General features: G+C 73.2%; 13 protein-coding genes and 1 pseudogene. 4 read left to right on the top strand and 10 right to left on the bottom strand.

Going from position 1 to position 18,556, the window contains the following annotated elements:
• Positions 1-39 precede the first annotated feature (39 nt).
• From murD to rsmH, 7 genes are all read right to left on the bottom strand, one after another.
• On the bottom strand, positions 40-1,485 hold the full coding sequence (gene murD, locus ACZ518_RS13785) for a UDP-N-acetylmuramoyl-L-alanine--D-glutamate ligase (RefSeq protein ID WP_469113232.1): 1,446 nt from the start codon (positions 1,483-1,485) through the stop codon (positions 40-42).
• The gene (mraY, locus tag ACZ518_RS13790) at positions 1,467-2,537 is read right to left on the bottom strand and encodes a phospho-N-acetylmuramoyl-pentapeptide-transferase (protein WP_469113233.1); all 1,071 of its coding nucleotides are present in this window, start codon (positions 2,535-2,537) and stop codon (positions 1,467-1,469) included. The genes murD and mraY overlap by 19 nt, the downstream gene beginning before the upstream one ends.
• Positions 2,534-3,958, bottom strand: coding sequence for a UDP-N-acetylmuramoyl-tripeptide--D-alanyl-D-alanine ligase (locus ACZ518_RS13795; protein WP_469113234.1), 1,425 nt, complete (start codon positions 3,956-3,958; stop codon positions 2,534-2,536). Before ACZ518_RS13795 ends, mraY begins: the two co-directional genes overlap by 4 nt.
• The gene (locus ACZ518_RS13800) at positions 3,955-5,649 is read right to left on the bottom strand and encodes a UDP-N-acetylmuramoyl-L-alanyl-D-glutamate--2,6-diaminopimelate ligase (RefSeq protein ID WP_469113235.1); all 1,695 of its coding nucleotides are present in this window, start codon (positions 5,647-5,649) and stop codon (positions 3,955-3,957) included. Before ACZ518_RS13800 ends, ACZ518_RS13795 begins: the two co-directional genes overlap by 4 nt.
• A gap of 37 nt (positions 5,650-5,686) precedes the next feature.
• Entirely contained in the window at positions 5,687-7,618 is a 1,932-nt protein-coding gene (locus tag ACZ518_RS13805) for a peptidoglycan D,D-transpeptidase FtsI family protein (RefSeq protein WP_469113477.1), read from the bottom strand.
• Positions 7,619-8,059: 441 nt separating this feature from the next.
• Positions 8,060-8,536: a cell division protein FtsL gene (ftsL, locus tag ACZ518_RS13810; protein ID WP_469113236.1), complete on the bottom strand. Its 477-nt coding sequence runs from the start codon at positions 8,534-8,536 to the stop codon at positions 8,060-8,062.
• A complete protein-coding gene (rsmH, locus tag ACZ518_RS13815; RefSeq protein ID WP_469113237.1) occupies positions 8,533-9,462 on the bottom strand; it encodes a 16S rRNA (cytosine(1402)-N(4))-methyltransferase RsmH in 930 nt (309 codons plus the stop codon). Before rsmH ends, ftsL begins: the two co-directional genes overlap by 4 nt.
• A 305-nt stretch (positions 9,463-9,767) precedes the next feature.
• Between rsmH and ACZ518_RS13820 the strand changes: the two genes are divergently transcribed.
• From ACZ518_RS13820 to ACZ518_RS13835, 4 genes are all read left to right on the top strand, one after another.
• Positions 9,768-10,355, top strand: coding sequence for a beta-class carbonic anhydrase (locus tag ACZ518_RS13820; protein WP_469113238.1), 588 nt, complete (start codon positions 9,768-9,770; stop codon positions 10,353-10,355).
• A gap of 137 nt (positions 10,356-10,492) precedes the next feature.
• Positions 10,493-11,503: an AAA family ATPase gene (locus ACZ518_RS13825; RefSeq protein WP_469113239.1), complete on the top strand. Its 1,011-nt coding sequence runs from the start codon at positions 10,493-10,495 to the stop codon at positions 11,501-11,503.
• Positions 11,503-12,861: a DUF58 domain-containing protein gene (locus ACZ518_RS13830; protein ID WP_469113240.1), complete on the top strand. Its 1,359-nt coding sequence runs from the start codon at positions 11,503-11,505 to the stop codon at positions 12,859-12,861. The genes ACZ518_RS13825 and ACZ518_RS13830 overlap by 1 nt, the downstream gene beginning before the upstream one ends.
• Positions 12,858-15,284 (top strand): transglutaminase TgpA family protein, encoded by a 2,427-nt coding sequence (locus tag ACZ518_RS13835; protein ID WP_469113241.1) that lies wholly within the window; start codon positions 12,858-12,860, stop codon positions 15,282-15,284. Before ACZ518_RS13830 ends, ACZ518_RS13835 begins: the two co-directional genes overlap by 4 nt.
• A gap of 283 nt (positions 15,285-15,567) precedes the next feature.
• Here ACZ518_RS13835 and ACZ518_RS13840 read toward each other — a convergent pair whose 3' ends face one another.
• The 3 genes and pseudogenes from ACZ518_RS13840 to ACZ518_RS13850 form a co-directional block, all read right to left on the bottom strand.
• Entirely contained in the window at positions 15,568-16,194 is a 627-nt protein-coding gene (locus ACZ518_RS13840) for a TetR/AcrR family transcriptional regulator (RefSeq protein WP_125816839.1), read from the bottom strand.
• Positions 16,195-16,223: 29 nt separating this feature from the next.
• Positions 16,224-18,317, bottom strand: a complete 2,094-nt coding sequence (locus ACZ518_RS13845; RefSeq protein WP_469113242.1) for a YhgE/Pip family protein — start codon at positions 18,315-18,317, stop codon at positions 16,224-16,226.
• A pseudogene (locus ACZ518_RS13850) lies at positions 18,289-18,556 on the bottom strand (hypothetical protein); the annotation flags it as partial. The pseudogene ACZ518_RS13850 and the gene ACZ518_RS13845, both read right to left, overlap by 29 nt.

The raw sequence follows: 18,556 nt of genomic DNA on the forward strand, positions 1-18,556 counted from the left end.
CGAGCAGCCGGCCGGAGGGAACCTGTCGCGGCGCCCGGCCTAGGCCGTGTCCGCGGCACTCCCGGAGGCCAGTTCGCGCACCGCGTCGGCGAACGCGTCCCCACGCTTGTTGTAGTTCGCGAACATGTCCATCGACGCACACGCGGGCGCCAGCAGGACCGTGTCCCCTGGCTCCGCGAGCCGGGCCGCTTCCCGGACCGCTGCGAGCATCGCCCCAGTGTCGGTCCGTTCGAGGTCGGTCACCGGGACCTCGGGCGCGTGTCGCGCCAGCGCCTCGGCGATCAGCGCCCGGTCGGCGCCCATGAGTACGACCGCCCGCAGCCGCTTCGCGGACTTCTGGACGAGCTCGTCGAAGGTCGCGCCCTTGGCGAGGCCGCCGGCGATCCAGACGACCGGTTCGAAGGCCGCGAGGGAGGCCTCCGCGGCGTGGGTGTTGGTGGCCTTGGAGTCGTCGACGTAGCGGACCCCGTCGACCTCGTCCACGAACGCGACGCGGTGCGCGTCGGGGCGGAAGTCGCGCAGCCCGTCGCGGACCGCGCGCGGCTCGACGCCGAAGGCGCGGGCGAGGGCGGCGGCGGCGAGGGCGTTGGCGATGTTGTGCGGGGCGGGCGGGTTGACGTCGTCGACGTGCGCCAGCTCCTGGGCGTTCTTCTGCCGGTTCTCCACGAAGGCCCGGTCCACGAGGATCCCGTCGACCACGCCGAGCATGGACGGGCCGGGGGCGCCGAGGGTGAAGCCGATGGCCCGGCAGCCCTCCTCGACGTCGGCCTCCTCGACCAGCCTCTCGGTGGCCGGGTCGGCGACGTTGTAGACGCAGGCGATGGTGTTGCCCTCGTAGATGCGGCCCTTGTCGGCGGCGTACGCCTCCATGGAGCCGTGCCAGTCGAGGTGGTCCGGGGCCAGGTTGAGCACGGCCGCGGAGTGGGCGCGTACCGAGGGGGCCCAGTGCAGCTGGTAGCTGGATAGCTCGACGGCGAGCACGTCGTACTGCTCGTCGCCGGTCACCACGTCGATGATGGGGGTGCCGATGTTGCCGACGGCGGCGGTCTTCAGACCGGCCGCCCGCAGGATCGAGGCCAGCATCTGGGTGGTGGTGGTCTTGCCGTTGGTGCCGGTGATGGCGAGCCACGGGGCCGCCCCCTCGCCGCGCAGCTGCCAGGCGATCTCGACGTCGCCGACGACGTCCACGCCCGCCTCGGCGGCCGCCAGGAAGAGCGGGCTGTCGGGCTTCCAGCCCGGCGAGGTCACGACCAGCTCGGTGCCCTCGGGGAGGGTCTCGGCGTCGCCGAGGCGTACGGAGACGCCCTTGGCCTCCGCCTCCAGCTCCGCGGCCCGGGCCCGGTGGCCCTCGCTGTCGCCGCCGTCGACGACCGTCACGGAGGCGCCGAGGCCGGCCAGGGCGCGGGCGGCGCTGATGCCGCTCACGCCGAGGCCGGCGACGGTGATGTTCCTGTCCTGCCAGGAGGTCACTTGTCTGCTGCCCATCCCGCGTAGAAGAGACCGAGACCGACGATCACGCACATGCCCTGGATGATCCAGAAGCGGACCACGACGAGGACTTCCGACCAGCCCTTGAGTTCGAAGTGGTGCTGGAGCGGGGCCATGCGGAAGACGCGCTTCCCGGTCAGCTTGAAGGAGCCGACCTGGATGACGACCGACATCGTGATGAGCACGAAGAGGCCGCCGAGGAGGGCCATCAGGAACTCCGTGCGGGAGCAGATGGCCAGACCCGCGAGGGCGCCGCCCAGCGCGAGCGAACCGGTGTCGCCCATGAAGATCTTGGCGGGCGAGGTGTTCCACCACAGGAAGCCGAAGCAGGCGCCCATCAGGGCGGAGGCGACGACCGCGAGGTCCAGCGGGTCGCGCACCTCGAAGCAGGCGTTCGGGTTGGTGAGGTCGACCGCGTTCGCGCAGGACTCCTGGAACTGCCAGACACCGATGAAGGTGTAGGCGCCGAAGACCATCACGGCGGCACCCGTCGCGAGGCCGTCCAGGCCGTCGGTCAGGTTCACGCCGTTGGACATGGCCAGGATCATGAACAGGGCCCAGACCACGAACAGCACCGGGCCGATGGACCAGCCGAAGTCCGTGACGAACGACAGCTTTTCCGAGGCCGGGGTCAGTCCGCGCGAGTCCTTGAACTGGAGCGCCAGCACCGCGAAGGCGATGCCCACGATCAGCTGGCCGGCCATCTTGGCCTTGGCCCGCAGACCGAGCGAACGCCGCTTGACGATCTTGATGTAGTCGTCGAGGTAGCCGACCAGGCCCATGCCCGCCATCAGGAACAGCACCAGCAGGCCCGAGAAGCTCGGCTCCTCACCGGTGATGACCTTGGTCAGGGCGTACGCGATGATCGTGGCCAGGATGAAGGAGATACCGCCCATGGTGGGCGTGCCCTTCTTCCCGGCGTGGCCGCGGGGGCCGTCGTCGCGGATGAACTGGCCGTAGCCCTTGCGGGCCAGCAGCTTGATCAGCAGCGGCGTGCCGATCACGGTGAGGAACATGCCGATGACACCGGCGAACAGGATCTGCCTCATCGGTCGGCGACCCCGCCCTCGCGCTCCAGCAACGCCAGCGCGACCCGCTCCAGGCCGACCGACCTGGAAGCCTTCACCAGCACGACGTCCCCCGGGCGCAGTTCACTGCGCAACAGGTCGACCGCCGCCTGCGCGTCGGACACGAGCACCGACTCCTCACCCCACGAACCCTCGTTATATGCGCCCAGTTGCAGCCAGGACGCTTCCCTGCCCCCGACTGCCACGAGCCTGCTCACGTTGAGCCGGACGGCGAGCCGTCCCACCGCGTCGTGCTCGGCCAGCGATGCGTCACCGAGCTCGGCCATGGGGCCGAGCACCGCCCACGTACGTCCCCCGTCCGCCTTGCCGGCCTCCCCCATCGCGACGAGTGCGCGCAGGGCGGCCCGCATGGACTCCGGGTTCGCGTTGTAGGCGTCGTTGACGATCGTCACGCCGTCCTCGCGCTCGGTGACCTCCATCCGCCACCGGGACAGCGTGCCCGCTCCGGAGAGCGCTGTGGCGATCTCCTCGGCCGGCATGCCCAGGACATGGGCGACAGCGGCCGCGGCGAGCGCGTTCGACACGTGGTGCTCACCGTACAGCCGCAAGGTCACATCACTGCACCCGGTCGGTGTGTGGAGTGTGAAGGAGGGCTGCCCCGCGGGCGTCATCCGGACCTCGGTGGCGCGTACGTCGGCGTCCTCGGCCTCGCCGAAGAGGACCGTACGGGCCTTCGTGCGGGCGGACATGGCGCGCACGAGCAGGTCGTCGGCGTTGAGCACGGCGACGCCGCCCTCGGCCTCGGACGGCAGGGCCTCGACCAGCTCCCCCTTGGCCTGGGCGATGGCCTCGCGGCCGCCGAACTCGCCGATGTGGGCGGTGCCGACGTTCAGGACGAGGCCGATGCGCGGCGGCGTCAGGCCGGTCAGGTAGGCGATGTGGCCGATGCCGCGGGCGCCCATCTCCAAGACCAGGTGGCGGGTTTCCGCGGTGGCCTTCAGGGCGGTGAGCGGCAGGCCGATCTCGTTGTTGAGGGAGCCGGGCGTCCACACCGTGGGCGCGTGGTGCTGGAGCACCTGGGCGATGAGGTCCTTGGTGGAGGTCTTGCCGGCGGAGCCGGTCAGGGCCACCACGTCGGTGCCGAGACGTTCGACGACGGTGCGGGCGAGGGCGCCGAGCGCCTTCTCCACGTCGGGCACCACGATGGCCGGTACGCCGACGGGCCGGGCGGCGAGGACGGCGGCGGCGCCGGCGGCGACGGCGCGCTCGGCGTAGTCGTGGCCGTCGACGTGCTCGCCCTCGAAGGCGGCGAAGAGGCTGCCGGGCTCCACCTGGCGGGAGTCGATGACGACGGGTCCGCCGATCCGCACCGACGGATCCGGTATGTCGTGGGGCCGCCCGCCGGTGATGTCGGCGATCTCGGCGAGGGAAAGGGCGATCACTGGTCCACCTCGGCCTGTCGGGCGCTGAGCTGCTGGTTCTCGATGGCCGCACGGAGCACGGCGCGGTCGTCGAAGGGGCGTACGACGCCCGCGGTGTCCTGGCCCTGCTCGTGGCCCTTGCCGGCGACGAGGACGGTGTCGCCGGCCTCGGCGCGCGCGACGGCGGCGGCGATGGCCGCGGCGCGGTCGGCGTCGACGAGGACGGTGCCGCGCTCCTCGGCGGGCACGGAGACGGCGCCCTCGAACATCGCGGCGAGGATCTTCAGGGGGTCCTCGGAGCGCGGGTTGTCGGAGGTCAGGACGGCGGTGTCGGCGTACCGGGCCGCCGCGGCGCCCATCGGGGCGCGCTTGGTGGTGTCGCGGTCGCCGCCGCAGCCGAGGACGATGTGCAGCTTGCCGGTGGTGACCTCGCGCAGGGCGCGCAGCACCGACTCGACGGCGTCCGTCTTGTGGGCGTAGTCGACGACGGCCAGGTACGGCTGTCCCGCGTCGACCCGCTCCAGGCGGCCGGGGACCCCGGGGACCGCGGCGACGCCGTCGGCGGCGGTCTGCGGGTCGAGGCCGGCGGCGGCGAGGGTGACGATCGCGGCGACGGTGTTGGCGACGTTGAACGGGCCCGGCAGCGGGGCGGTGGCCCGTACGCGCTGTCCCTCCGGTCCGACCAGGGTCAGGGTGGAGTCCATGTGGCCGCTGACCACGTCCTCGGCGCGCCAGTCGGCGGCCGGGTCGCCGGCGGCGGAGAAGGTGACGACCGGGATCGGCGCCTCCTTGGCGAGGCGGCGGCCGTACTCGTCGTCGAAGTTGACCACTCCGACGCGGGCCCGGCGCTCGGTGAAGAGCTGCGCCTTGGCCTGGAAGTAGTCCTCCATGCCGGTGTGGAACTCCATGTGTTCCGGGCTCAGGTTGTTGAAGACGGCGACGTCGAAGACGCAGCCGTCGACCCGGCCCAGGACCAGGGCGTGGCTGGAGACCTCCATGGCCACGGCCTCGACGCCGCGTTCGCGCATGACGGCGAACAGGGCCTGGAGGTCGGTGGCCTCGGGGGTGGTCCGCTCGGACTTGATGCGCTCGTCGCCGATGCGCATCTCGACGGTGCCGACGAGTCCGGTGGTGCGTCCCGCCGCGCGCAGCCCGCCTTCGACGAGGTACGCGGTGGTGGTCTTGCCGGAGGTGCCGGTGATGCCGAGCTGGAGCAGGGCCTCGCCGGGCCGGCCGTAGATCTCGGCGGCGAGCTCGCCCATCCGGCCGCGCGGGTCGGCGACGGCCAGGACCGGCAGGCCGGTCGCGGCGGCGCGCTCGGCACCCTCCGGGTCGGTCAGCACGGCGGCGGCGCCGAGGGCGGCCGCCTGGGCGGCGAAGTCCGCACCGTGCAGCCGGGCGCCGGGCAGTGCCGCGTACAGGTCTCCGGGGCGTACCGCACGGGAGTCGTGCGTGATGCCGGTGATCTGAGCGGCGCCGGACTCGGGCAGACCCAGCAGGGTGGCCAGCTCGCCCAGGGGGGTCGGGCGGGCGGACACGGGCCGGGGCGCTCCCGGCGGCGCTGCCGGGGCGTCTTTCTGGGCGGTTCTGGGCTGATCAGCGTGGGGCACGGCGGTGAGCGTACCGGGCGCGGCGGGCCGCTCGCGAAGCGAGGGCCCCGCTTCGGCGCCGGCGGCCGTCTGGTTCCCCGGTTCCGGGGTGATCGTTGTCACTGGTCGTGCCTCGCGCTCTGGTGGCTGGACGGTCGGTTCACGGCCCGGGCTGGGGACCGGTGGGGGCGCTGCTCGGGGCGGCGGGCGGCGGGCCCGCGTCGTAGGTCACGGGGAGGCCGGCGGGGGCCGCTCCGGTGGGTGCGACCTGGAGGGTCTTGAGGGCGAACTCCATGACCGTCTTGTAGATCGGGCCGCAGATCTGGCCGCCGAAGTAGCTGCCCTTGGTGGGGTTCTGGATGGCGCAGTAGACGGTGATGCGGGGGTTGTCGGCGGGGGCGAAGCCGGCGAAGGAGGCGGTGTAGCCCTTGTAGCGGCCGGTGGCCGGATCCACCCGGTTGGAGGTGCCGGTCTTCCCGCCGACCCGGTAGCCGGGGATCTTCGCCTTGGTGCCGGTGCCCTCCTGGTCGTCGACCACGGATTCGAGCATCTCGGAGAGGGTCTTGGCCGTTTCGGCGCTGATCACCCTGGTCTGCTCGGGGGCCGGGGCCGGGGTGAAGCGGCCGTCGGGGCCCTTGGTGCCGCGCACCAGGGTCGGGGTGATGCGGACGCCGCCGTTGGCGATCGTGGAGTACACGGAGGCGGCCTGCATGGCGTTGAGGGACAGGCCCTGGCCGAAGGGGATCGTGTACTGCTGCGAGGTGGACCAGGCCTCGGGCTTGGCGAGGATCCCGCGGGATTCGCCGGGGTAGTTCAGGCCGCTGGGGCGTCCGATGCCGAATTTGTCCAGGTAGGAGTAGAGGACCTTGTTGGCCTCGGACTGGGTGGCGCCGAGCTGGCCGGTGGCCAGGATGGTGCCGATGTTGGAGGACTTGGCGAGGACCCCGTTGAGGGTCAGGTACCAGGTCGGGTGGTCGACGTCGTCCTTGAAGAGCCGGTCGCCGCGGTGCAGCCGGTTGGGGACCTCGACGTGGGTGTCGGGGCGGGCCTTCTTCTCCTCCAGGACGGCGGCCATCGACATCACCTTGGCGGTGGAGCCGGGCTCGTACACGTCCTGGAGCGCGGCGTTGCCCATCGCGGCGGAGCGGGCCCGGGTCAGGTCGTTGGGGTCGAAGCCGGGGGCGTTGGCCATGGCCAGCACCTCGCCGGTGCGGGTGTCCTGGACGATGACGTAGCCGCGGTCGGCGCCGGACTTCTCGACCTGTTCGGCGATGGCGCTCTGCGCGGCCCACTGGATGTCGCGGTCGATGGTCAGCTCGATGTCGTCGCCGGGCACGGCGGGCTTCTCGCTGGAGCCCGCGGTGGGGACGCGGCGGCCGCCGGACTGGGCGTAGGTCAGTTCGCCGTCCTTGCCGGAGAGCTTCTTGTCGAGGGCGGACTCCAGGCCGCCGCCGCCCTTGCCGTCGGCGTTGACGTAACCCAGTATCCCGGCGGCGAGGTCGCCGCCCGGGTACACGCGCTTGCTGCTGACCTCGTTGAAGACGCCGGCGATGACGTTGGCGCCGGGGCCGTTCTTCTTCTTGTCGGCGGCCGCCTTGTCGGCGAAGAGCTTCTTGAGGTCCTTGATCTGGTTCCAGACCTGGGGGGTCTGGCGGCGGGCCAGGATCACGTAGCGGCTGTTCTTGGTCTGGAGGCGCTTGGCGAGCTCTCCGGCGTCCGCTCCGAGGATGGGCGCGAGGAGCGCGGCCGCCTGCTGGGGTGCGTCGGGGGCCTTGCTCTCCTGCGGGGTGAACATCTTCGGGTCGGCGGTGATGTCGTACGCGTCGACGCTGGTGGCCAGGGCCACGCCCTTGCGGTCGGTGATCTCCCCGCGCTCGGCGGCCAGGGTGTGGCTGGCGAAGCGGTTCTCGCTGGCCTTGGCGGAGTACGCGGAGGCGTCGACGGCCTGCACCTGGAGGAGCCGGACGACGAAGGCGAGCATGACGAGGGTGAGCCCGACGCCGACCAGGCGCAGCCGGGGTTTCGGGTTCCCGAGCCGGATGGTGTGTGGCTGCCCTTGCCCTGGCCGGGCGGTGACCCGGGCCCGCGGCACCGCCGCCTTGGGGCTCACCGCCGCACTCCGCGCCGCCGCGCGGGAGCCCCCGGCGTCCCGCCCCCGGAGCTCCGCCCCGCACCCGCCGACGAGTCCGGCCGTACGCGGCCGACCGGCCCCCGGCCCGAGGCGCAGCCGGCGTCCGAGACCCGGGCCCGACCGCAGCCGAACCCGGCCCCGCCGGCGATCGAGACACGGGCCCGGACAGCGCACGAACTCCCAGCCCCGCCGGCGATCGAGGCGCGGGTCCGGGCAGCGCACGAACACCCAGCCCCGCCGGCCATCAAGGCGCGGGCCCGGACAGCGCACGAACACCCAGCCCCGCCGGCCATCGAGGCACGGGCCCGGACAGCGCACGGGGAACGGTGGAAGGGCGGGGAGGGGAGGCGCCCCGCAGGGGGTCCTCCCGGCGGTAGCTGGGGGAGGGTCCGCGTCACGACGTCACCTGCCTGGCGTAGGGGTGGGTTGCGGGGTTCCGCCAGAGGCCTGGGCCGGGGCCTGGGCCGGGCCCGACGGGGCGGGTGACCCGGGGGCGGGGCTCTGCGGAACCGGCGGAGCCACTGGCGGGGCGGGGGCCTCGGCCGGCGCCGGGGTACCCGCGGTCCTGCCGTCGGGGCCGAGAAACACGGGGCTGCCCCCCGGCACCAGACCCAGCTCGCGCGCCCGCCGCTGAAGGGCGTCCGGCGCCGAGTAGGCGTCCACGTCCCGCTGGAGCGCCTGCTGCTCGTCGGTCAGCCCGGTGGTCTCCTTCTTCAGCCGGCTCAGCTGGAAGGAGCCCTGGTTCAGCGCCGAGTTCAGCAGCAGCAGGCTGATCAGCCCGCCCGCGAGCAGCGCCACCACCAGCAGGACGAACGGCATCCGCGCCGCCCCGCCGCCCTGCGGCCGCGGCCGGGTGCCGCCCGGGCGGGCCTTGGTCACAGCCGCGCCTCGCGGATGCGCTCGACGCCCCGGAACCGGGCCGGGGCGGCCCGCCGGTTCTCGGCGATCTCCTCCTCGGTCGGCAGCTCCGCGCCGCGCGTCAGCAGCTTCAGCTTCGGCTGGTACTTCTCCGGGACGACCGGCAGCCCCGGCGGGGCCGTGGAGGCGGCTCCGGCGGCGAAGACCTGCTTCACGAGGCGGTCCTCCAGGGAGTGGTACGAGAGGACCGCGATCCGCCCGCCGACCGCGATCCGGTCGACCGCCGCCGGGATGGCCCGCTCCAGCCCGGAGAGCTCTCCGTTGACCTCGATGCGCAGGGCCTGGAAGGTCCGCTTGGCGGGGTTGCCGCCGGTGCGCTTGGCCGCCTGCGGCAGGGCGTCGCGGATCAGCTCCACGAGGCGGGCGCTGTTGGAGAAGGGCTCCTTCTCCCGTTCCCGCACGATCGCGGACACGATCCGCTTGGCCTGCTTCTCCTCGCCGTACTGGCGCAGGATCCGCACCAGCTCGCCGGGGGCGTAGGTGTTGAGGACCTCGGCGGCGCTGATGCCGGTCGTCTGGTCCATGCGCATGTCCAGCGGCGCGTCCTGGGCGTACGCGAACCCGCGGTCGGCCTCGTCGAGCTGCATGGAGGAGACGCCGAGGTCGAAGAGGATGCCCTGGACGGCCGGGAGCCCCAGGCTGTCGAGCACCTCGGCGAGGTCGGCGTAGATCGCGTGGACGAGCGTGGCCCGGTCCCCGAAGGGCGCGAGCCGCTCCCCGGAGAGCCGCAGGGCCTCCTTGTCGCGGTCGAGGCCGATCAGTCGTGCCTCGGGGAACCGGGTCAGCAGGGCCTCGCTGTGGCCGCCGAGGCCGAGGGTGCAGTCGACGACGACGGCCCCCGGCCTCTCCAGCGCCGGGGCCAACAGGTCCAGGCACCGCTGGAGCATCACCGGGACATGTCGGGACTCGCTAGTCAAAGCGCCCTCTCAGATAACGGCGCGGCAGGCATACGCCGCGCCGCGCACGCGGAGTGTTACCAGGGGGCCGGGCGGCCGGTGAGGGCCGGGCTCCGGCCGGTTCGCGTCACTTTAGTGCAACGGTCGCCGCGGTCAACGAACCGCCCCGCGCCCGGTGCGCCCTCCCCCCGAACAAAGCCCAAAAGCCGCGAATCACCCGAACAGCGGCCCCCGTCTCACTCCTGTGGGTTAGCTCACAACAAGGCTCGTTGACCTTCTTTGTCCACCCTCACTCAATGCCTCTCCGAGCTGTGACCACTAACGTCATAACCATGACGACTTCCGCATCCCTGCCCGCCCGCCCCACGCCCCAGGCATCTAGCGGCGATTCCGTCACCGACCGGCTCGTCGCGGCCAACCAGCGCTACGCCGCCCAGTTCACCGACCCCGGCATGGACGCCCGCCCCGTCCTGCACGTGGCCGTCGTGGCCTGCATGGACGCCCGCCTGGACCTGCACAAGGCCCTGGGTCTGGAGCTCGGCGACTGCCACACCATCCGCAACGCCGGCGGGGTCGTCACCGACGACACCATCCGCTCGCTCACCATCAGCCAGCGGGCCCTCGGCACCCGATCGGTCATACTCATCCACCACACCGGCTGCGGCCTCGAAAGCCTGACCGAGGACTTCCGGCACGAGCTGGAGGACGAGGTCGGCCAGCGCCCCGCCTGGGCCGTGGAGGCCTTCCGCGACGTCGACCAGGACGTCCGCCAGTCCATGCAGCGGGTCCGGACGAACCCGTTCCTGGTCCACAAGGACGATGTGCGAGGCTTCGTCTTCGACGTGCACACCGGGCTCCTGCGGGAGATCGATCCGGCCACCTGAGTGACAGACCCGGCGGACGCCGTCAAGAATGCGGGGAGACGTCACCCGGAACCCCTCCGGGACGGTGTCCGTGTTTCGGGGTGGGCCGGTTCATGCGCCAACAGCGTCGGCCCGTAGAAAGGGCCGAGGAGAACCAGGTGACCACGTACGACGACCGAGCGAGCCTCGCTGATCTGACCAGCACGGCCGAGCGGGTCCGCCGGTCGGTCGAGAGCGTGATCGAGGGCAAGCCCGAGGTCGTACGGATCGCGCTGACCGTGCTGCTGGCCGAGGGGCACCTCCTGATCGAGGACGTCCCCGGCGTCGGCAAGACGATGCTGGCCAAGACGCTCGCCAAGTCCATCGACTGCTCGGTCCAGCGCATCCAGTTCACGCCCGACCTGCTGCCGTCCGACATCACCGGCGTCAGCATCTACGACCAGCAGCGGCGCGAGTTCGAGTTCAAGCCCGGCGCGATCTTCGCGCAGATCGTCATCGGCGACGAGATCAACCGCGCCTCCCCCAAGACCCAGTCCGCGCTGCTGGAGTCGATGGAGGAGCGCCAGGTCACCATCGACGGCACCACCTACGCGCTGCCCAGCCCGTTCATGGTCGTCGCCACCCAGAACCCGGTGGAGATGGAGGGCACCTACCCCCTCCCCGAGGCCCAGCGCGACCGGTTCATGGCCCGCGTCTCCGTCGGCTACCCCAGCCCCGAGGCCGAGCTCCAGATGCTCGACGTGCACGGCGGGGTCTCCCCGCTCGACGACCTCACCGCCGTCGCGCACGCCCACGACGTGGTCAAGCTGATAGAAGCCGTCCGCGAGGTGTACGTCGCCGCACCCGTACGCCGCTACGTGGTCGACCTGGTCTCGGCGACCCGCAGCCACCCGGAGCTGCGCCTGGGCGCCTCGCCCCGCGCCACCCTGCACCTGCTGCGCGCCGTCAAGGCCTCCGCGGCCCTGTCCGGACGGGACTACGTCCTGCCCGACGACGTCCAGCAGCTGGCCGCCCCCGTCCTCGCGCACCGGCTGCTGCCCACCGCGCAGGCCCAGCTGAACCGGCGCACCGCCGAGCAGGTCGTCCACGACATCCTCCAGCGCACCCCCGTCCCCGCCGCGCACCACCGCGGCGAGATGCCGCCCGGCGCGGCCGCCCGGAGCTTCTGATGGCGGCCGGTGCCCCGCACGGCGCCGGCGGGCAGGTCAGGGATCCCGGCGGGCTGCGCGCCTCGCTGGCCGGGCTGACGACCCGGGGGCGCTCGTTCCTGGCCGCCGGGGCCGCCGCCGCCGTCTGCGCGTACGTACTGGGCCAGGGCCAGCTGCTGCGGGTCGGGCTGCTGCTCGTCGCCCTGCCCCTGATCTGCGTCCTCGCCCTGCACCGCACCCGCCACCGGGTCACCGCGACCCGGCGCCTGACCCCGCCGCGGGTGCCCGCCGGCGGGGAGGCCCGGGTACAGCTGCGGCTGGAGAACGTCTCCCGCGTCCCCACCGGACTGCTGATGCTCCAGGACCGGGTGCCCTACGTGCTCGGGCCGCGGCCCCGCTTCGTACTGGACCGGGTCGAGGCCGGCGGCCGCCGCGAGGTCTCGTACCGGGTCCGCTCCGACCTGCGCGGCCGGTACCCGCTCGGCCCCCTCCAGCTGCGCCTGACCGACCCCTTCGGGCTGGTCGAACTGACCCGCTCCTTCACCGCCTACGACACCCTCACCGTCGTCCCGCGCACCCAGCCCCTGCCCGCCGTCCGGATGACCGGCGAGGCCGGCGGCTACGGCGACGGCAGCCGCCGCTCGCTCGCGCTGGCCGGCGACGACGACGTGATCCCGCGCACCTACCGGCGCGGCGACGACCTGCGCCGGGTGCACTGGCGCTCCACCGCCCGCTACGGCGAGCTGATGGTGCGCCGCGAGGAGCAGCCCCAGCGCAGCAAGGCCACGGTCCTGCTGGACACCCGCGGCCAGGCGTACGAGGGCGCCGGCCCCGACTCCGCTTTCGAGTGGGCGGTGTCGGCCGCCGCCTCCACCCTGCTGCACGTCCTGGAACAGGGGTTCTCGGTGCGGCTGCTGACCGACACCGGCGACTCGGTGCCCGGCGAGGGCGGCGGGGGCTTCTCCTCCGGCGGGGCGGAGTCCGCCGAGGCGGCCGGGCTGATGATGGACACCCTCGCGGTCGTCGGCCACTCCGACGGGAGCGGGCTGGGCCGGGCCTACGACGCGGTCCGCAGCGGCGGGGCGGCGCTCGCCTCCTCCGGCGCCGACGGCCTGCTCATCGCCTTCTTCGGCGACCTCGACGAGGAACAGACCGAAATGGCGGCCCGGATGCGGCAGCGCAGCGCGGGCGCGGTGGCGTTCGTACTGGACTCCGCGACCTGGACCGGAGCGCCCTCGCGGGCGGAGGAGCGGCTGCGCAGGCTGCGGGACGCGGGCTGGACGGCACTGGCCGTACCGCCCGGCGCCGCCTTCGCCGAGCTGTGGCGGCAGGCCGGGAACGCTCCCCTCGGCTCGGAGACCTCCGGAGGACGGGGATGAGCGGGCGCACGCGGGTGACGCTCTTCGGAATGCTGGCGACGCTGCTGACCTCCTGGTCGCTGGCCCCGCTGGTGGAGTCCTCCGGCTGGCTGCTCCAGGCGGCCGCGCTGCTCGGCGTACAGGCCGCGGTCGGCGCCGGCGGGCGGCGGGTGCCGCTGGCCCGGTCGCTGACCGTGGCGGCGCAGCTGCTGGTGTCGCTGCTGCTGCTCGCGTTCCTCTTCGCGGGCAAGGCCGAGTCCGCCGGGAGCGGGCCGCTGTCCTTCCTGGTCACCGACTTCGGGGCGCTGTTCCAGCAGGGCGTGCGGGACGTGGGCGAGTTCGCCATACCGGCCCCGCTGACCGACGGCATCCGGCTGCTGCTGCTGGCCGGCGTGCTGGCGATCGGGCTGCTGGTGGACGTGCTCGCGGTGACGCTGCGGACCGCCGCGGCGGCCGGGCTGCCGCTGCTGGCGCTGTACTCGGTGGCCGCCGGGCTCTCCACCGGCCAGGGCGGCTCCTGGTTCGCCTTCCTGCTGGCCGGCGCGGGCTACCTGATGCTGCTGCTGTCGGAGGGCCGCGACCGGCTGGCCCAGTGGGGCCGGGTCTTCGGCGGCGCCCCGAGCACCCGCGTGTCGGCGGCTTCCGGGTACGGGGGCGGCGGCGCGGGCGGCGGCCGGGCCGTGGCGCCCGTGCGCTTCGGGCGCCGGATCGGCGTGGTCGCGCTGGGCGTGGCCGTGGCGGTGCCGGCCGTACTGCCGTCGCTCGGCGGCGGGCTGCTGGGCGCCACGGGCGACGAGGCGGGCGCGGCGGGCCGGGGCGGCGGCACCATCTCGGCGGTGAACCCGCTGGTGTCGCTGCAGAGCAGCCTGAACGCGCAGGACAACCGGGTGGTGCTGAAGTACCGCACGGACAGCCCCCAGCTCGGCGAGCAGTACCTGCGGATCCTGGCGCTGGACGAGTTCAACGGCGTCAAGTGGGAGGCCTCCGGGCGCCCGCTGACGGACGTGCCCGAGCGGCTGCCGAACCCGACGGGGCTCAGCGACCGGGTGCGCGAGGGCGCGACGGAGGTACGGACCTCCGTCTCGGCGGCGGAGACGTACGCCCAGCGCTACCTGCCGATGCCGTACCCGGCCACGCAGATCGACATCGCCGGCAAGTGGCGGTACGAGCCCGCGGGCCGGACCCTGGTCGGGGACCAGCTGGCCAAGGACCGGTTCCAGAACGTGCAGGGCGCCCAGTACACCGTACGGAGCCTGCTGCTGCGGCCCACGGCCGCGCAGCTCCAGGCCGCGCCGGCCCCGAACCCGCTGGTGCGGGAGGAGTACACGAAGCTGCCGGACAACCTGCCGCCGGTGGTGGCGGAGACGGCGCGGAAGGTCACCCAGGGCGCGCAGGACGACTACACGCGGGCCGTGCGGCTCCAGGACTTCTTCGCGGTGAACGGCGGCTTCCGCTACGACACCAAGGTGTCGTCGGGAACGGGCTCGCAGGCCATCGCCCGCTTCCTGGCGGACAAGGAGGGCTTCTGCGTCCACTTCGCCTTCTCGATGGCGGCGATGTCCCGCTCCCTGGGCATCCCCGCGCGGGTCGCGGTCGGGTTCACCCCGGGCGAGAAGCAGGCCGACGGCAGTGTGAACGTCTCGATGCGGGACGCCCACGCCTGGCCCGAGCTGTACTTCGAGGGCGTGGGCTGGACCCGGTTCGAGCCGACGCCCCGCTCGGGCATCTCGCTGCCGGACTACAGCCGCACCGAGACCCCGGCCCCGCAGCCGTCCGCGCCCTCCGCGCTGCCCTCGCAGTCCGCTTCGGCCCCGGCGCCCATGCCCTCGCAGGCCGAGGCGTGCCCGCCGGAGCTGAAGAAGCTCGGCGAGTGCGGGGTGCCGGCCGCCCAGCAGAACACCGGCAAGGGCGCCGGCGGCTTCCCGCTGGGCGCGGTCCTCGGCTGGACCGGCGCCGCCCTGGTGGTCCTGGCGCTCCTGCTGCTGCCGCTGCTGTGGCGCCGCCGGGTCCGCGAGCGGCGGCTGGCCGCCCCGGACGTGCTGGCCGCCTGGCGGGAGCTCGGCGACAGCGCCTGGGACGTGGGCATCCCGCCCGACGAGGCGCTGTCACCGCGCCGTGCGGCGGGCCGGGTCGTGGTGCTGGGCAAGCTGGACGGTGAGCCCGCGCAGGCGGTGCACCGGGTCGCGGGCGCCGTGGAACGGGCCCTGTACGCCCCGCCCGGCGCGGACGTCTCGTACCCGGGACTGGCCGCGGACGTCCGGCTGGCCGGTACGGCCCTGCTGGCGGCCGTGGGCCGCCGGGCCCGGCTGCGCGCGCTGCTGCTCCCCCGCTCGGGGGCGCGCGTCACCGCGGCCGCCTCGGTGCGCGCGGCGGCCGTCTCCGCCCGGGTGGGCGCGGCCGCCTCCCGCCTCCGTGTCCGCCTCCCCCTCCGGGGCCGCGGCTGACCCCCGGGCGGGACCGGGCGGCAGAACGGAAAACGCCGGTGCGGCATGGGCTCGTTCCCCCCGAGCCCGCCGCACCGGCGTTCCGTTTCCCCGTGCAGGGACCCGGTCCGCTCCGCGGCCCCGTGTCCGCGGTGCGGGCCGAGCGGCCCCTGTCCATGGCTACCAGTCTGCTGTCTTCGCAGGTGGGAGCCCATCCGTGCGCGTACTCATCTGTACGTCTAGGTACGGATACTCAGTTCTACGCCGCCCGGCCCCCCGCGCGGCACCGCCGACCGGGGGGGGGTCAGCGGCTTCCGCTCACCCGCCCCCGCAGCAGCAGCGACAGCGCCGAGTGGACGTCGTCCAGGGACCGCTCGCTCTGGAAGGCCTGCCAGTCCAGCGCCGCCACCAGCACCATCCCGACCAGCGCGGCCGCCGTCAGCGGCACGTCGATCTCGGCGCTGAGCTCCCCGCGCTCCACGCCCTCGCGCAGCACCGACTCGACGACCGCCACCGCCTCGCCCCGCACCACCATCAGGGTGGACTGCCAGGCCCGGTTGGTGCGCCAGAGTTCGGCCACGTACAGCTGTGTGAAGGCCGGGTACCGGTCGATGAAGACCAGGCCCGCGCGGATCATCCCGTCGAGGGCCTCGATCCGGCTGCCGCCGCGCGCCTCGGTCTCGTCCGCGGCGGCCCGCAGCGAGGCGGTCAGCAGACCCACCCCGTGCCGCAGCAGCTCCTCGAAGAGCTCGGTCTTGCTCGCGAAGTTGTAGTACACGGTGCCCTTGGCCACGCCCGCCCGCTCGGCGATCTCGTCGACCGTGGTCGCGGAGAAGCCCTGTTCGGCGATGAGGGTGACGGCCGCCTCGTACAGCTTCTGTCGCGTGGCCTGCCGCCGGGCGCCGCCGGCGGTGGTGCTGCTGCTTTCCATGGCGCTGATTCTCACAGGTCAACAGCCCCTTACAGGCTCAGTTCAGGGTGCAGCCGGTCCATCGTCCACACCTGCTTGCCGCGGGCGGCGAGCGCGGTGAGGGCCAGGGCCCCGGCCGTGAAGGCCGCGAGGACCGCGCAGCCCTGCCACACCGGGGTGAGGTCACCGCCGGTGATGAGGCGGCGCAGGCCCTCGACGATGTACGACATCGGCAGGTACGGGTGGATGCCGTTGAAGAAGTCCGGGCTGGTCTGGACGGGGTAGGTGCCGCCCGCCGAGGTCAGCTGGAGCATCAGGACGGCCAGGACCAGGATGCGCCCGGCCGCGCCGAACTTGGCGTTCAGCCACTGGATGATCGCCGCGAAGCAGGCGGTGACCAGGACCAGGAAGCCGATGGTCAGGGCCGGGTGGGCCATCTTCAGGCCGAGGCCCGGCGCCCAGTGCAGTACGGACATCAGCGCGCCGACCTGCGCGGCGCCGAGGCCGACGACGGGCAGCCAGCCCGCGAGGGCGATCCGCCAGGGCGAGGCGCCGGCGGCCAGGGCGCGCTTGTTCATGGGGGCGATCAGCATGTAGGCGACCATCGCGCCGACCCACAGCGACAGCGGGATGAAGTACGGGGCGAAGCCGGTGCCGTAGTTGGGCGCCTTGTGCAGGGCCTGGCTGGCGAGCTGCACCGGGTCGGCCATGACCTGCGTACGGGCGTCGCGCTGCTGCTGGTCGTAGTCCGGGATCTTGCCGACGCCGTCGTGCAGGCCGCCGGCGAGCTGCCCGCTTCCGTCGACGAGCTTGAACATGCCGCCGTTGAGCTGCTGCGCGCCGTCGCCGAGCTTGCCGACGCCCTCGCCCAGCTTGCCGGAGCCGCCCGCGGCGGTGCCGATGCCCTTGTGCAGCTCGACCATGCCGGCGGCGACCTTGTGGGCGCCGTCGTTGAGGGCGTTGGCCTGGGCGACGGCCGCGTCGAGGTCGCCGGCGAGGGCGGGGGCCTTGAGGGCGAGCTCGCGGGCCTTGTTCTCCAGGTCGGTCAGCTGGCCCTTGAGCTTGGTGACGTCGCCCTTGGAGTTGCCGAGGACGGTGTTCACGTCGCCCGTCAGCAGGGCGGCCTGGGCCGAGTCGTCCTTGATCTTCTTCTGCAGGTCGCAGAAGCCCGCGGGCAGCCGGGGGTCGGGCTTGACGCAGTACCGGGTGTAGTTGGAGTCCGCGAGGCCCGCGACCTGCTTGGTGATCGCCGCTGCGGCCGGGGCCTTCTCGACGGCCTTGTCGAGGTGGCTGTTGACGACCTTGGCGGTGTCGGCGACCAGCTTGGCGGTGTCCGCCAGGTTCTTGGGGTCCTTGACGAAGGGGCGGGCCTTGTCGGCGGCGCCGTTGACCACGTCGGCGACCTTCTGGGTGCCGTCCGCGACCTGCCGGGAACCGGTCTCCAGCTTGGCGGCCCCGTCGTTGAGCTTCTTCAGGCCGCCGGTGAGCTCGCCGGTCTTCTCCTTGGCGGTGTCGAGGCCGTCGGCGAGGTCCTTCGCGCCCTGCTGGGCCTTGCCCGCGCCGTCCTTCAGCTTGTCGGCGCCGTCGGCGGCCTCGGCGGTCTTGTCGTGCAGGTCGGAGAAGGAGACGAAGATCTTGTCGAGGAACTTGCGGGAGGCCTTGGTGGAGGCGGCCGAGCGGACCTCGGAGAAGACGGTGCGCGAGATCGAACCGACGATGTAGTTGTTGGCGTCGTTGGTGTGGACCTGGAGGGCCCCGGTGGTGGGGTCGGCGCCGCCGCTGGAGGCGATCTTCTCGCTGAAGTCGGCGGGCATGGTCAGGGAGAGGAAGTACGTCCCGTCCTCCAGGCCCTCGGCCGCCTCCTCCGCGCTGACCTCGCGCCAGTCGAAGGTCTTGCGCTCGCGCAGGTTCCGGGTGATCTCGCCGCCGACGTCGAGGTGCTCGCCGTTGACGTCGGCGCCCTTGTCGGCGTTGACGAGGGCCACGGGCACCTTGTCGAGGCGGCTGTACGGGTCCCAGAACGACCAGAGGTACAGGGCTCCGTAGAGCAGGGGCAGCAGGAGCAGCGCGACGAGGGCGGCCCGGGGCAGCTTCCCCCGCCCGAACCGCTTCAGCTCAAGCGCGGCCAGTTTCGGCGAGCGCATCGTCCGCCCCCTTCTCGTCTTCGTCGTTGTCGGTGCCCTCGGCCTTGCCGGCGCCGGTGTCCTCGGCCTTGTCAGTGCCCGCGCCCTCGGCCTTGTCGGCGCCGGTGTCGGCGCCGGTGCCGGCGCCGGTGCCGGTGTCCTTGTCGGTGCCGGTGTCCTTGTCGGTGCCGGTGTCCTTGTCGGTGCCGGTGTCCTTGTCGGTGCCGGTGTCCTTGTCGGTGCCGGTGTCCTTGTCGGTG

The organism is Streptomyces sp. NPDC033966 (genome assembly GCF_055575955.1).